The sequence below is a fragment of the Pseudomonas sp. 008 genome (genome assembly GCF_016861935.1).
Classification (GTDB): Bacteria; Pseudomonadota; Gammaproteobacteria; order Pseudomonadales; family Pseudomonadaceae; genus Aquipseudomonas.
Map to the genome: position 1 here is coordinate 843,678 of NZ_BOMA01000001.1, position 14,387 is coordinate 858,064.

At 60.6% G+C, this 14,387-nt stretch carries 12 protein-coding genes; 6 read left to right on the forward strand and 6 right to left on the reverse strand.

The genetic code is table 11. From position 1 onward, the window contains the following. The first annotated feature begins 75 nt into the window (after positions 1-75). Together ccoN and JUI81_RS03655 are read left to right on the forward strand one after the other, a co-directional pair. The gene (ccoN, locus tag JUI81_RS03650) at positions 76-1,503 is read left to right on the forward strand and encodes a cytochrome-c oxidase, cbb3-type subunit I (protein ID WP_028940474.1); all 1,428 of its coding nucleotides are present in this window, start codon (positions 76-78) and stop codon (positions 1,501-1,503) included. 15 nt (positions 1,504-1,518) lie between these two features. Further along, positions 1,519-1,740, forward strand: coding sequence for a hypothetical protein (locus JUI81_RS03655; RefSeq protein ID WP_019579286.1), 222 nt, complete (start codon positions 1,519-1,521; stop codon positions 1,738-1,740). A 164-nt stretch (positions 1,741-1,904) separates the two neighbouring features. On the opposite strand, the gene JUI81_RS03660 is transcribed toward JUI81_RS03655, so the two are convergent. Together JUI81_RS03660 and JUI81_RS03665 are read right to left on the reverse strand one after the other, a co-directional pair. Beyond that, positions 1,905-2,399, reverse strand: a complete 495-nt coding sequence (locus JUI81_RS03660; protein ID WP_064618184.1) for a hypothetical protein — start codon at positions 2,397-2,399, stop codon at positions 1,905-1,907. A gap of 70 nt (positions 2,400-2,469) precedes the next feature. Next, the gene (locus JUI81_RS03665) at positions 2,470-3,246 is read right to left on the reverse strand and encodes a helix-turn-helix domain-containing protein (RefSeq protein WP_204123754.1); all 777 of its coding nucleotides are present in this window, start codon (positions 3,244-3,246) and stop codon (positions 2,470-2,472) included. Between the two features lie 77 nt (positions 3,247-3,323). Between JUI81_RS03665 and JUI81_RS03670 the strand changes: the two genes are divergently transcribed. Then, entirely contained in the window at positions 3,324-4,016 is a 693-nt protein-coding gene (locus JUI81_RS03670) for an aspartate/glutamate racemase family protein (protein WP_028940471.1), read from the forward strand. Position 4,017: 1 nt separating this feature from the next. Here the strand turns inward: JUI81_RS03670 and JUI81_RS03675 are convergent, their stop codons facing one another. The 3 genes from JUI81_RS03675 to JUI81_RS03685 all read right to left on the reverse strand — a co-directional run bounded on the left by JUI81_RS03675 (position 4,018) and on the right by JUI81_RS03685 (position 6,263). Beyond that, positions 4,018-4,536 carry a GNAT family N-acetyltransferase gene (locus tag JUI81_RS03675; RefSeq protein WP_019579290.1) on the reverse strand — a complete coding sequence of 173 codons (519 nt, stop codon included), beginning with the start codon at positions 4,534-4,536 and terminating at the stop codon, positions 4,018-4,020. Positions 4,537-4,743: 207 nt separating this feature from the next. Next, positions 4,744-5,730 (reverse strand): LysR family transcriptional regulator, encoded by a 987-nt coding sequence (locus JUI81_RS03680; protein WP_204123755.1) that lies wholly within the window; start codon positions 5,728-5,730, stop codon positions 4,744-4,746. 92 nt (positions 5,731-5,822) lie between these two features. Beyond that, positions 5,823-6,263, reverse strand: a complete 441-nt coding sequence (locus JUI81_RS03685; RefSeq protein ID WP_019579292.1) for a carboxymuconolactone decarboxylase family protein — start codon at positions 6,261-6,263, stop codon at positions 5,823-5,825. 207 nt (positions 6,264-6,470) lie between these two features. On the opposite strand from JUI81_RS03685, the gene JUI81_RS03690 reads away from it, so the two are divergent. The 3 genes from JUI81_RS03690 (at position 6,471) to JUI81_RS03700 (ending at position 9,028) form a co-directional block, all read left to right on the forward strand. Beyond that, on the forward strand, positions 6,471-7,904 hold the full coding sequence (locus JUI81_RS03690) for a PLP-dependent aminotransferase family protein (protein WP_019579293.1): 1,434 nt from the start codon (positions 6,471-6,473) through the stop codon (positions 7,902-7,904). Between the two features lie 123 nt (positions 7,905-8,027). After that, on the forward strand, positions 8,028-8,321 hold the full coding sequence (locus tag JUI81_RS03695; RefSeq protein WP_018926158.1) for a putative quinol monooxygenase: 294 nt from the start codon (positions 8,028-8,030) through the stop codon (positions 8,319-8,321). 287 nt (positions 8,322-8,608) lie between these two features. After that, positions 8,609-9,028 (forward strand): cupin domain-containing protein, encoded by a 420-nt coding sequence (locus tag JUI81_RS03700; protein ID WP_204123756.1) that lies wholly within the window; start codon positions 8,609-8,611, stop codon positions 9,026-9,028. An 88-nt stretch (positions 9,029-9,116) separates the two neighbouring features. Here the strand turns inward: JUI81_RS03700 and JUI81_RS03705 are convergent, their stop codons facing one another. Then, positions 9,117-14,027 carry an NAD-glutamate dehydrogenase gene (locus JUI81_RS03705; RefSeq protein WP_019579295.1) on the reverse strand — a complete coding sequence of 1,637 codons (4,911 nt, stop codon included), beginning with the start codon at positions 14,025-14,027 and terminating at the stop codon, positions 9,117-9,119. Between the last annotated feature and the right edge of the window lie 360 nt (positions 14,028-14,387).

Here is a 14,387-nt window from a genome sequence, read left to right on the forward strand (position 1 = left end):
GGCAGGGTTTCTACAGTTCATCGCATGCCAGACCGGGTGGCCTGGCAAGACTTTGCAACCGTGGAAGAACTGACCATGAGCACAGCAACAATCGGACTGGCCTATAACTACAAGGTCGTCCGCCAATTCGTCGTGGCAACCGTGGTATGGGGCGTCGTCGGGATGGCGATGGGGGTATGGATCGCCTCGCAACTGGTATGGCCCGAGATGAACCTCGACCTGCCGTGGACCACCTTCGGCCGCTTGCGCCCGCTGCACACCAGCCTGGTGATTTTCGGCTTTGCCGGCAGCGCGCAATTCGCCGCCAGTTACTACGCCGTGCAGCGCACCTGCCAGGCTCGGCTGTTCTCGGACAAACTCGCTGCATTCACCTTCTGGGGCTGGCAATCGGTGATCGTGGTGATGCTGATCAGCCTGCCGCTGGGCTACACGACCACCAAGGAATACGCCGAGATCGAGTTCTCCGGCGCGGTGTGGATGACGGTGGTCTGGCTCGCCTATGCCATCGTGTTTTTCACCACCGTGGTGCGCCGCAAGACCAAGCATATCTACGTCGGCAACTGGTTCTTCGGCGCGTTCATCGTGGTGATCGCCATGCTGCACGTGGTCAATCACCTGTCGATTCCGGTGGACTGGTTCAAGTCGTATCCGGTGTACTCCGGGGCCACCGACGCCATGGTGCAGTGGTGGTACGGGCACAACGCGGTGGGCTTTTTCCTCACCACCGGGTTCCTCGGCATGATGTATTACTTCGTGCCGAAACAGGTGGGTCGGCCGGTGTATTCCTATCGCTTGTCGATCGTGCATTTCTGGGCGCTGATCACCCTGTACATCTGGGCCGGTCCGCACCATTTGCACTACACCGCGTTGCCGGACTGGGCGCAGTCTCTGGGCATGGCGATGTCGCTGATTCTGCTGGCGCCGAGCTGGGGCGGGATGATCAACGGCATGATGACGCTGTCGGGGGCCTGGCATAAGTTGCGCACCGACCCGATCCTGCGGTTTCTGGTGCTGTCCCTGGCCTTCTATGGCATGTCAACCTTCGAAGGGCCAATGATGGCGATCAAGACGGTCAATGCCCTCTCCCACTACACCGACTGGACCATCGGCCACGTGCACGCCGGCGCGCTCGGCTGGGTGGCGATGATCACCTTCGGCGCCATCTACCACATGGTCCCGAAAGTCTTCGGCCGGGCGCAAATGCACAGCGTGCCGCTGATCAACCTGCACTTCTGGCTGGCGACCATCGGCACCGTGCTGTACATCGCCTCGATGTGGGTCAACGGCATCACCCAGGGCTTGATGTGGCGTGCGATCAACGACGACGGCACGCTGACCTACTCGTTCGTCGAGGCGTTGCAGGCCAGCCATCCGGGCTTCATCGTGCGGTTTGTCGGCGGGGTGTTCTTCCTCAGCGGCATGCTGCTGATGGCTTATAACGTGTGGCGTACGGTGCGGGTTGCGGATGTGAAGATGGCCGAACTTGAAGCGCAGTATGCCTGAGGCAAGGAGCCTGACATGATCGAAATGGCGTTGAATTTATTGGGTGTGCTGGGGCTTTGGCTGGCGATCGAATACTGCTTGAAACAGCAGACGACCGAGAGCCTGGACGATGCCAGCCTGATTCCGTTTGCCGATGACCCCGAGGTGGCGCGGCGGGTGGAATTGGCTACCGGCAAGACAGTGAAAGCGGTGGCGCCGGAAGAGGCGAAGCCGGGCTGGGGCAACCTCGAAATCTGAGGTACACCCAATTCACTGTGGGAGCGGGCTTGTGGCGAGGGGGCTTGCCCCCGTTCGAGTGCGCAGCGCTCGCAGGTTCTGGGTCCGCTGCGCGGCCCAACGGGGGCAAGCCCCCTCGCCACAAAAGCCCGTTCCCACAGGGTTGAGTGTCGATCACATGGACATTAGTTGCGCTCGCGGGGAATCAGGCTCTGCAGTTGCTGCGCCAAAAAGTTTGCATCGAAGGCAAACGTGTCCGGGTCTTTCAGGCCGTTGGTCTTGCGCCATTGCCAGGCGCTGGACGGTGGCAGGCACACCAGCGAAATACTGCCATAGCGCGCCGCGGTCAACCCCATCACGGCAAGGGAAATCTGCCCACCAACACCCATCACGTCCGGCACAAACTCCACCGGTTTGCCGGCGATAACGACGCTCAGTTTCTCGGTCTTGAACGTCGACGTCTCCACCGGCACACTCGGCCCGGATGCGACATACGCCTCGCGGCTCACTTCCAGCAGGTTCGGCGCCAGGACCGGTGCCAGCCACTGCTGGATCTGATCGAACAACTCCCCGATGCGCGTCGCCCACACGGCCGATTGCGCCTCAAACAGTTGCTTCTTGTGCGCTTCGCTTTCTGCGTAGTGGCGAAGCATCTCGCCCAGTTGCTGTACGTCGTCCATTGCGATGTTCCTTTGGTTGAAGCGGTGCTGCGGACTTTGAGCATGGCAGATGCGCGCTGCCGGCGTACGACTAAAAGCGCGAGCGGTACTGGCTTGGGGTCATGGCCAGGTATTTGCGAAAGGCACTGCCCATGTGGGACTGATGGGCGAAGCCGACATCCAGAGCGATGCTGGCCAAGGGCAGAGCCGTGCGCTCGATCAGCCTGCGTGCGACCTGAAGCCGCACTTCAATGAGGTAGGCGTGAGGCGTCAGGCCAATAGCCTGGGTGAAATCGCGCAGAAAGCGCAGTTCGTTGTGCCCATAGGTGACAGCCAATTGTTCCAGCGTCAGGGGGTGCTGGAACTGCTCGGCGATCTGTTCCATGACTCGGGCAAAGGCCTTGGACGTGGCACGCTGCGTTGTATCGGTTATCGAACCCGCGACGCCAACCAGCGCCACGGCACATTGCTCAAGCGCCAGCAGGTCGGGCTGCGTGGCGAGCAACTGACGACGAATCTCACGTGCGATGGTCAGCGCACGTCGATTGCCGCAAGACTGCACACGGTGGGCGACACTGGGTAATTGTTCGCTGGCGAACTGTTCGTCCAGCCGCATCAACAGATACTCGCCACCGCTGGCCGATTCGGAAAACACCTCCACGCCGACCGGCGTGTACGCCAATACGCCCGGCCAGGTATCGAAATCCGTCCGCCGGTCAGAATCGATCGCATGCACGCCCTGCTGACGTTCCAGCGTCACCCCGAGGGTTTGTGACTGCGCCGGATCCCGCGCGCTGTACGGCGCACGGGGCAAGAGTTGCAGGCAGAGTCTGCCGCCCAACAGGTTCTCGCTCAGCACACCGGGCATGTGAAATTTCCTGATAGATCGGAACAAGGATCCACTGGACACTCTCCCCAAGGGTTTGCCATTCACAGGAGCACGACATGCACACCATCGGCCTTATCGGCGGCATGAGCTGGGAGTCCAGCGCCGAGTATTACCGTCTTATCAACCAGCAGGTACGCGACCGCCTCGGGCCGTTGCGTTCGGCGAAATTGCTAATGTACAGCGTCGACTTCGGCCCTGTCGAACAGGCCCAGCATGCCGGGCGCTGGGACGATGCGGCGGCGATTCTGGTGGATGCCGCGCGGCGTCTGGAAGCGGGTGGCGCCGAGTGCGTGGTGCTGTGTACCAACACCATGCACAAGGTGGCCGGGCAGATTCAGTCTGCGATTGATATTCCGTTCCTGCACATTGCCGACCCGGCCGCTCAGGCGGCGCTGGACGCCGGAGCTCTGCGGGTGGGCCTGCTCGGTACTGCATTCACCATGGAGCAGGACTTTCTCAAGGCACGTCTGACGGCCAAGGGCCTGACGGTGCTGGTGCCGGAGGCTGAAGAGCGTCAGGCGGTGCACCGGATCATCTATGACGAGTTGTGCGTCGGGGTAATCAGCGAGGCATCGCGCCAAGTCTATCAACGGGTGATCGAAACGCTGACCAAACGCGGCGCCCAGGCGATCATCCTCGGCTGTACCGAAATCGGCCTGCTGATCAAACCCGAGCACAGCGCCCTGCCCCTGCTCGACACCACCGAACTGCATGCGCAGGCGGCGGTGGCGTTTGCCTTGGGCGACTGACTCAATCGGCCTTGGGCGTGCGACGCAGGCGCGCCATGCTCAGGGTATCGACCAAGCGACCGTCACGCACGGCATAGTCGCGGAACAGGCCTTCGGTCTCGAAGCCGAATTTTCGGTACAGGCCGATGGCCGCTTCGTTGTCGGCGTACACCGAGAGCTCGACCCGTTGCAGGTTCATCCAGTTGTCGGCGACATCAAGCGCCGCCGCCAGCAGTTTCGAACCGACACCCTTGCCCTGCCAAGCCACGGCAACCCCCATGCCGAAGCTGCCTGCATGGCTGCGGCGGATTCGCGAAAACTGTTCCAGGCCGATGTTACCGATGACCGAGCCCTGATGCAGCGCCACCAATTTCACCGCCCGTTCGTTGTCCGCCATCAGGCGTTGGCGCCAGACTTCGGTGGACTGAAACGGCATTTGCAGCACCTGACGGGCCACGGCCGGGTCGTTATAGAGGGCGGTGATGCCCTCGATGTGGGATTCGTTGAAGCGTTCGAGGGTAATGACGGAGTCAGCGGGCATGAGTATTTCGTCCTTGATGCGTACATGGCCGCTTACTCTATAACGGTGCAAACCCATGTGGCGAGGGGGCTTGCCCCCGTTGGGTTGCGCAGCGGCCCCAAACCATTCGACTCGGTGCATCAGGCAAACCGGGTTCTCAGAATGGGGGCTGCTTCGCAACTCAACGGGGGCAAGCCCCCTCGCCACAAAAACGCTCTTGCCAGAAGATCAGTCGAGCTGTTCGAACCACTCCCGCCGCTCGTTGAAGGTGTTGCGGATCAGCTCGACGATCCCCTGCACCTCAGCCTCGTCCCGGGAGGCAGCATTGACCGCCATCCACACCTGGCGCTGCATCGGTTGGTTGAACAGCCCGGGCAACGCCAGCAGCCCTCGATCGAATCGGCTCATGTAGTGCGGCAGCAAACCGATGCAGGCGCTGCAACGGATCATCTCCAGCATCAACTCATAGGAATGCAACTGCACCACCCCCGCCAGACGCTGCTCCACCAGACGGTTCCACGGCCCAAAGGTCTCAACCTGGCGGTCGTGCTGCCATTGCACCAGCATGAAATCGGCCAGGTCACCCAGGCTGTCCGGGCGGGCCGCGACCCGCGAGTAACGTTTGGCAATGTGCGGCAGATAGTCCAGCCGTGCCAGGCGCTGGGGCTCGCTGATGGCGAAACTGGGGCCTGGCGATGGCGAATCGGTGCCCGTCAGCCACACCACCACATCGGCGCTGATCGCCCGCAGGGACAACTCGCTATCGAGGGAAATGATGTCCAGGCGCACACTGGCGTTGCGCCGCAGCAGCGCGACCAGGTCGCGACCGAGGATGTCGTGCAGGATCGACTCGGCCACGGCCAGGCGCACCAACGGCTGTTCGATCACTGGCAAATCGCGCTCACGGGCCAAGGCCATCAACTGCGCCTGAAGCTGCAACCCGTCACGACTGAGGGCAAAGCCATTGCCCGAATGGCAGAACAGCGAGCGCTGCAGTTGCGCTTCAAGTTGCGCCAATTGTTTACGCAACTGGGTCGACTTGATGTTGAGACTGCGGGCCGCTTGCATGAAACAGCCACAGCGGGCGCTGACCCTGAAAGCCTGCAGCAACACCGGATCGATTCCGGCTATCCGTGCGTGAGAGGCGTTGCTGTGTTCTACGGGCGAACGGTACTCGGCCACGCCCTGACGCCCGGCGGATTCCATGAATGACATCGATGACTCCCTGTCGATCTGTCCTTGAGCGTTTCATCCTGCTGATCGTTCATGAATCTGATGTGACAAACGGGTAAAAACCAAACCAATAATCAACTGCTGGGCGTTTGCCGAAAACTCACCGCCAGGCGATTCCAGCTGTTGATGGCGCTGATGGCCATCGTCAGGTCGACCAGTTCCCCTTCACCGAACTGCTCCCGGGCCAGTGCATAAACATCGTCCGGCACGTGGCTTTGCGCAAGCAGGGTCACCGCTTCGGTCCAGGCCAGGGCTGCCCGCTCCCGAGGGCTGAAAAAACCGCTGTCGCGCCAGACCACGATCGCATACAGCCGCCGATCGGTCTCGCCGATACGACGTGCATCCACCGAGTGCATGTCCGTGCAGAAGGCGCAGCCATTGAGCTGCGAGGCGCGGATCTTGATCAGGTTCAGCAACGCCGGTTCGATGCTCAGATCACGGGTCAAGGCCTCCATGGCGATCATGGCTTTCATCGCCTTGGGCGATGCGCTGTAGTAATCCAGGCGAACGGTCATGGCGGCGGTCTCGTGGCGCGAATCGGTATCTCCACGTTAGGCGCTGATGCACGAGCGTTACAGAGCCAATTCAGCGAAAAAGCCATGGACCACCCAACAGAAGACCAATTGCCGGTTTTTCGCCCGCACAACTTCTGTGCAGTCACTCATGCAGGTAATCTGGCGCGACGCACAGTCGCCTCACAATCGCCCAGGAGCCCCGCCGGTATGGAACTTCACGTTGTCATCAACGGCCGCAAGGATCTGGCAGGCCAGCTGTACCGGCAACTGCGCAGCGCCATTGAATCCGGGCGCCTGGCAGCCGGCACGCAGCTGCCGCCCAGCCGTTTGCTGGCCGAACAACTGGGGATTTCGCGCAAGACTATTTCCGACACGTATGCGCAACTGACCTACGAAAACTTCCTCACCGGGGTGATCGGCAAAGGCACCTACGTCAATGCCCGGGCGGCAAAAGTCGTCCGTAAACAGAGCCATTCGGAATTGGCCAGCTTCGATGTCATCGAGAGCTGGCGCAAGCTGCCGACGTTCTTGCGCCACCCGACGCTGGAAGGCTCGCTGCGCTACGACTTTATCGGTGGTGCAACCAGCAAGGGCCAGTTTCCGCAGGACGACTGGCGCCGTTGTACCTCCCATGCCTTGCGCCAGATCGCCGGTTCCAAGGGTTTCTACAGCCAGCCCGAAGGCCTGCCGGCGTTGCGCAATGCAATCGCACAGCACATCGCATTTTCCCGCGGGGTCAATTGTCGGGACGAAGACGTGGTGGTGTGCAATGGCGCGCAGCAAGCGCTGGACCTGATTTCCCGAGTGCTGACCCAACCGGGCAGCCTCGTGGCCATGGAGGACCCCGGTTACCCTCCGGCGCGCCTGTTGTTCGGGACTCATGGCGCAACGGTGGTCGGTGTGCCGGTCGATGCGCAAGGCATCCAGGTCGAGCACATTCCCGACGGCACGCGGCTGATTTATGTCACCCCCTCGCACCAGTTCCCCTTGGGCATGCCCATGAGCCACGAGCGTCGGCTGGCGTTGCTGGAACGGGCCCACGAACTGGGCGCGATCATCATCGAGGACGATTACGACAGCGAGTTCCGCTATGAAGGACGGCCCACCGACTCGCTGCAAAGCCTGGATGAACGAGGCATCGTCGCCTACGTCGGCACCTTCTCGAAGACCCTGTTGCCGGAGTTGCGGCTGGGGTATGCGATTTTGCCGCCGGCGATTCTCGAAGCGGTGATCAGCGCCAAGCAACTCACCGACCGGCACACCTCCACCCTGCCCCAATGGGCGCTGGCCAAGTTCATTGCCGAGGGCTGTCTGCTCAAACACATCCGGCGTTGCCATACGATTTACGCCGGGCGCCGCGAACGGATCCTGGCGCGGATGGCGGGCGACCTTTCGCCATGGTTCGAAGCGGTGCCGACCACGGCCGGGTTTCACATGGCGGTACTGTGCAAGGTGCCGGTCGATATTCCATTGGTGATCGAACTCGCGAAAAAAGTGGAAGTGGGGCTCTATACCCTGGACGACTTTTTTTACCAGCAAGCGCCACGAGCCGGGCTTTTTCTGGGATTCGGGGCCATCGAAACCCTGGACATCGACATCGCCCTGGACCGCTTGCGGGACATTTTGCAGCAGGTTGGCTGAGGGATTGGTCTGCGGGTTTATCCGGTGATTGGCTATTGGCGGTCCGGGGGTGCAGGCCTATCCTGTATGAGCGTTATCCCTCAATGAGCAGGATTCGTCCGGCCTGATTCAGGAGTGTGAGTAATGTCCAACCAAGTGTTCAACACTGTAAAGATACGAGCTGCCGCCGGTCGCTCGGACGAACTGGGCAAACAACTGCAAAAGATTGTCGACACCCTGCGCGAACTTCCGGGCTGTGATGGCTATATGGTCGACCGCTGCCCGGAAGACGACACCCGCTGGACGGTCAGCGCCCGCTGGCAATCGGAAGCGGCCATGCAAGCGCATTTCAATCGCCCCGAAGTGCAAGGTTTTATCGGCCTGATCGACAGCCGACTGGCCAATGCCGTCGACTTCAACAGTTTTCCAATCGTTTAAAAAACAAGATCAAAAGATCGCAACCCCGTAGCAGCTGTCGAGCCTGCGAGGCTGCGTTCGGCTGCGAAGCAGTCGTGAGTCCAGCTGACGCGATCTGTCTGACGCACCGCGAGTTCTGATTTGACGACTGCTTCGCAGCCGAACGCAGCCTCGCAAGCTCGGCAGCTGCTACAGGGAACGTAACATCAGTGAGTGGTCCCCTCACCTTCCGGAAAATTGGCCGTTTGATTAGCCGATAGCGCGGCTTACTGTGGTCCCTGACGACTCACCACCACAGGTAATCAACCATGAATGCACTTCGTTTTTTTGCCGCCTCTCTCACCGCCCTGACCCTGAGCGTTTCAGCCTCGGCATTCGCCGACAAAACCGCCGCCCCTTCGGAAAACGTCACCATTCTGCAGGACCAGATGCTGAAAAATGCACCTGGCAAAAAAGCCTTGATGATCGAAGTCGATTACCAGCCGGGCCAATCTTCCATTGCCCATAAACACCAGGGTACGGCCATGGCCTACGTGCTGTCGGGGGAGATCACTTCTCAAGTCAAAGGCGAAAAAGCGACCACCTACAAGGCTGGCGAATTCTGGTATGAACCAGCCGGTTCGGAACATCTGGTGTCGAAAAACGCCAGCGCCACAAAACCTGCCAAGCTATTGGTGTTCATGGTGTTGGCCCCGGATGAGAAAGTGTTGATTCCTTTGGAAAACTGATAGCTGAGGCCATCAGCCACCACAAAACCTTCAGGCATAAAAAAGCCCCGCCTCTTTCGAGAGCGGGGCTTTTTCATTCAACGCTCAATCAGGCAGCCGGTTCCAGCTCGGCGCCCGCAGTACTAGTAGTTACAGCGGCAGGTATTACCGCTTGACCACTCAACGCCACATCCAGCAATTCACGGTTGGCCACTGCGTACATGGCGTAATCCGTGCCGCTGGCGGCACGGATTTCCACCAGCATCGCGCGCCAGCGTTCGATCATGCCTTCGTTCTGCTCCATCCACAGCTCCAGGCGTGTTTCCACGTCCTGGGTGCCGTCGCCCTGTTGCAGGACCGAGATGGTGATCGCACGTTGTTGCCAGTCGACGTCATCGCGGAACGCTTCACGGGCCAGGGCTTGCCAGTTGTTTTCAACCGGCAGGGCGCTGATCTGTTGCAGGTACCAGGTGATGTCCAGCGCACTGCCCACGGCGAAGTAGGCCTTGGCCACATCTGCTGGGTCCTGGCCGGTCACGTCGGAGGCTTCGATGATCGGCAGCAGGGTGTACAGGTGCGTGGTGCCAGCCACCATGCGTGCCAGCAACTCCGGCACACCGGCTTCGACGTACGCCTGATAGCGGGCCTGCCAGGTTTCGCGAATCTCGCCACTGAGCAGTTCGTCAAGCTTGAGGCCCAACTCCTTCAGGTGCGGACCGAAATGCGCGACGTCACGGGCGGCGTTCTGCTCGTTGCGGCGGGCACGCAGGAACCAGCGCGTAGCGCGACGGCCCAGACGCATCAGCTCGTCCATCAGCTCCAGTTGCACATCAGCGGAGACCAGGTAGTCCAGGGACTCGATCTGACGGAACCAGTGCGGGAGGTGGAAAATGTCACGCACGATCACATATGCACCGGCCACGTTCGCCGGGCTCATGCCGGTCGACTCTTTGAGCCGTTGAACGAAGGTGATGCCCATGTGGTTGACCAGATCGTTGGCGATCTGGGTGCTGACGATTTCGCGCTTCAGGCGGTGACGGCGCATGGCGGCAGAGAACTTGCTGACCAGCGTCGGCGGGAAAGCGGTTTCCATGTCGCGGGTCAGGTAGTCGTCGTCCGGCACCAGGGAGCCCAGCAACTGCTCCTTGAGGTCGATCTTGCTGTAGGAGATCAGCACCGACAGCTCGGCACGGGTCAGGCCATGGCCTGCCGCGACGCGCTCGTTGATCGCGTCTTCCGACGGCAGGAACTCGATGGCGCGATCCAGCTTGCCACGGGCTTCCAGATCGTTCATCAGGCGCTTGTATTCAGCGATCCGTGGCAACGCGCGACGGGCCGCCAGCGACAGTGCCTGGGTCTGCTTGTAGTTGTTGCCCAACACCAGACCACCGACTTCGTCGGTCATGCTCGCCAGCAACTGGTTACGTTGCTTGTCGGTCATGTCGCCGGCCTGAACCACTTCGTTCAGCAGGATCTTGATGTTCACTTCGTGGTCGGAGCAGTCCACGCCACCGGCGTTGTCAATGAAGTCGGTGTTGGAACCGCCGCCATTGAGGCCGAACTCGACGCGACCCAGTTGGGTCATGCCCAGGTTACCGCCCTCGCCCACAACCTTGCAGCGCAGTTCGTTACCGTTCACGCGCAGTGCATCGTTGGCCTTGTCGCCGACATCGGCGTGGCTTTCGCTGCTGGCTTTGACGTACGTGCCGATACCGCCGTTCCACAACAGGTCCACCGGAGCCTTGAGCAAGGCATTGAGCAGTTCGGTCGGGGTCAGCTTGTCGGCCTGAATGTCGAAGCGCTCTTTCATCTGCTCGGAGATGGCAATGCTCTTCGCGCTACGGGAGAAGATACCGCCGCCTTCGGACATGATGCTGGTGTCGTAATCCGACCACGCCGAACGTGGCAGGTCGAACAGGCGCTGACGCTCGGCGAAGCTGCTGGCAGGCTCCGGATTCGGGTCGATGAAGATGTGCAGGTGGTTGAACGCTGCAACCAGTTGCAGCTTGTCGGACATCAGCAAGCCGTTACCGAACACGTCACCGGCCATGTCGCCGACGCCCACCACGGTGATGCTGTCTTCCTGAACATTGATGCCGCGCTCGCGGAAGTGGCGTTGAACGCCGACCCACGCGCCCTTGGCGGTGATGCCCATTTTCTTGTGGTCGTAACCGGCGGAACCGCCAGATGCGAACGCGTCGCCGAGCCAGAAGCCGTAGTCGATGGCGATGCCGTTGGCGATGTCGGAGAAGGTCGCAGTGCCCTTGTCCGCCGCCACCACCAGGTACGGGTCATCGTCGTCATGACGCACGACGTTGGCCGGCGGTACCAGCGCGCCGTCTTTCAGGTTGTCGGTGATGTCCAACAGGCCCGAGATGAAGATGCGGTAGCAGGCGATGCCCTCGGCCGCGATCTCGTCACGGCTGCCGCCCAGTGGCAGGCGACGCGGCAGGAAGCCGCCCTTCGCACCCACCGGCACGATGACCGAGTTCTTCACTTGCTGGGCTTTTACCAGGCCCAGGACTTCGGTGCGGAAGTCTTCTTCACGGTCGGACCAGCGCAGACCGCCGCGAGCCACGTTGCCGAAGCGCAGGTGCACGCCTTCGACGCGCGGCGAGTAAACGAAGATTTCGAACTTCGGAACCGGCTTCGGCAGCTCTGGAATCTGGTGCGGGTTGAACTTGAAGCTGAAGTAGGACTTGTTCTGACCGTGTGCATCGGTCTGGTAGAAGTTGGTCCGCAGGGTCGCTTTGATCAGGTCCAGGTAACGACGCAGGATGCGGTCTTCGTTGAGCACCTGAACGTCGTCCAGTGCACTCAGAATCGCGTGTTCCAGGCGCTGTTGCTTGTCTTCCAGGTCGTCACTGGCCAGTTTGCGCGCCAGGTAGAAACGGGTCTTGAACAACCGGGTCAACTCGCGAGCGATGTCGGTGTGGTTATTCAGGGTGCTGGCGATGTAACCCAGGTCGAAGCCCAGACGGATCTGCTTCATGTAACGGGCATAGGCACGCAGCAGCGCCACGTCGCGCCATGGCAGGCCGGCGGTCAGTACCAGACGGTTGAAGGCATCGTTCTCGGCATCGCCACGCACGATGTGGACGAAGGCGTCCTGCAAAGTGTCGTTGAGTTGCTGGATGTCGAGTTCCAGGCCTTCGGCAGCCGTGAACGCGAAGTCGTGAATCCAGAACTCACGGCCGCTGTTGTGGCGCAGGCGATACGGGAATTCCCCCAGTACGCGCAGGCCGAGGTTTTCCAGGATCGGCAGTACATCGGACAACGCCAGCGGCGTGTCGGCGTGATACAGCTTGCAGTGCAGCTCACGTTGGCCCGATACCTGACCCAGTGGCTGATAGAAGCTCATCACCAGCGGATTCTTTTCGCTCAGGCTCAGCAGGTGCTGCATGTCGACCACAGCCGAGTGGGCGGCGAAACGCTCGCGGTAACCGGCCGGGAAGCCTTTCGGGAAGTCGGCCAGCACGTTGGTGCCCTGGGCTTCGCCGAAGCTCTCGACCACCAGGCTGGCGTAGTCGTCCTGCCAGCTGCGGCAGGCCTGCACCACTTCTTTTTCCAGCAGAACCGGGTCGATGTCCAGACGGTTCTTCGGGTCGACCCGCAGAATCAGCTGCACACGGGCCAGCACGGATTCGGAGAAGAAGGTCCAGAACTCGCAGTCAGAGGCTTTCAGACGATCCATCAGCACTTGCTGGATCTTCTGGCGCACTTCGGTGGAGTAGATGTCACGCGGCACATAGGCCAGGCAGTAGCAGAAACGACCGTACGGGTCTTTGCGCAGGAATACGCGGATCTTGTTGCGTTCCTGGATCTGCACGATCGACATCACGGTGGCGAACAACTCGTCCACCGGCGTCTGGAACAGGTCATCGCGAGGCAACACTTCAAGCACCTGGGCCAGTTCCTTGCCCAAGTGAGCCTTGGCCTGGAAGCCCGAACGCTGCTCGATGATCTCGACCTTGCGACGGATGTATGGAATGACCCGCACGCTTTCGCCATACACCGACGAGGTGTACAGGCCCATGAAGCGGCATTCCTTGATGACCTTGCCGTTGGCATCGATCTGGCGGATCGACACGTAGTCCGGGTAGGCCGGACGGTGCACACGGCTTGGGTGTGCCGCCTTGGCGAACGACAGCGGCGTCGGTTCACGCAGATAGTTGACGGCGTAGTCTTCGATGCGCAGGTCATCGACGGTCAGACCGGCGCGCAGCAGCTTGGTCAGGCCGAGGAACGAGCTCTGGTCATAGTCGATGTGGCCGCCGTTCTGATCCTCGCCCACCACGAACTCTTCGTAGCCCAGGAAGGTGAAGTGGTTGCCCACCAGCCATTCCAGGAAGCTCTTGATTTCGGATTTTTCTTCGGCGTCGATGGCGAACTGGCTATTGTCGATGCCTTCGATCAGCTCCTGGACCTTGGCTTTCATCGGTTCGAAATCGGCGACCGCAACGCGGACTTCACCGAGAACCTGCTCCAGCTCTTTGGTCAGGACATTCAATTCGGCCGTGTTGGCGCAACGGTCGATTTCCAGGTACATCAGCGATTCTTGCAGAATGCCTTCACCCTGGGTGCCTTTCGGCAGGATTTCCAGTAGCTCACCCTTGCTGCCGCGACGCACGCTCAGCACAGTGGTTTGCAGGGTATGAATGCTGTAGCCGCGACGGTTCAGCTCCGTACGCACCGAATCCACCAGGAATGGCAGATCGTGGTGCAGCACTTCGACCGCGGTGTGGGTCGACTGCCAGCCGTGGCGTTCGTAATCGGGGTTGTAGACACGCACTTGCGATTGAGCGTGATCAAAGCGCTCAAGCAGGCGCCATGCAGAAAGGGTGCAACCGGCGAGATCGGACAACCGACGTTGGGTCAGCTCGTCGAGGGAAATGATGCCGAAAAATTGTTCGGCGAACAGCGCCACTTGTGGCAGTGCCTGTTCACTGATGTGCTGCGCCAGTGCCGCTTGCAGTTGGTGCTGGAAGTCGGCTTTGCTGGCTGCGGTGAAGAACGCCATCTGTGGTACTCCGCTTGGGCTTGTTATTGATGGAAGCGTCGCGTGCAAACCCCTTTCGGGGTATTCCGTCACCCTGTTCCTGATTCTCGGGCAGAGGAAACAGGACGACAGTTGGGTGAAGCTGGACGAGACACTCAGGTCACATTCACCTTCCATTGAATGGGCATCTGCAAAAACGACTGTCGGGGCTACCATTGAGCCATCGACAATGCCTTTACGGGTGCTCATCCGTTGCGCAGCTTAACCAGTGCGGCAAGGGCCGTGCTTGCAGCGCTGCGACATATTCGGTCATCGGCACGTAACTCGTGGCATGCGCCTCGAACAACACTAGCAGCCGTGCAGAAAAATGGGCGTTTTATG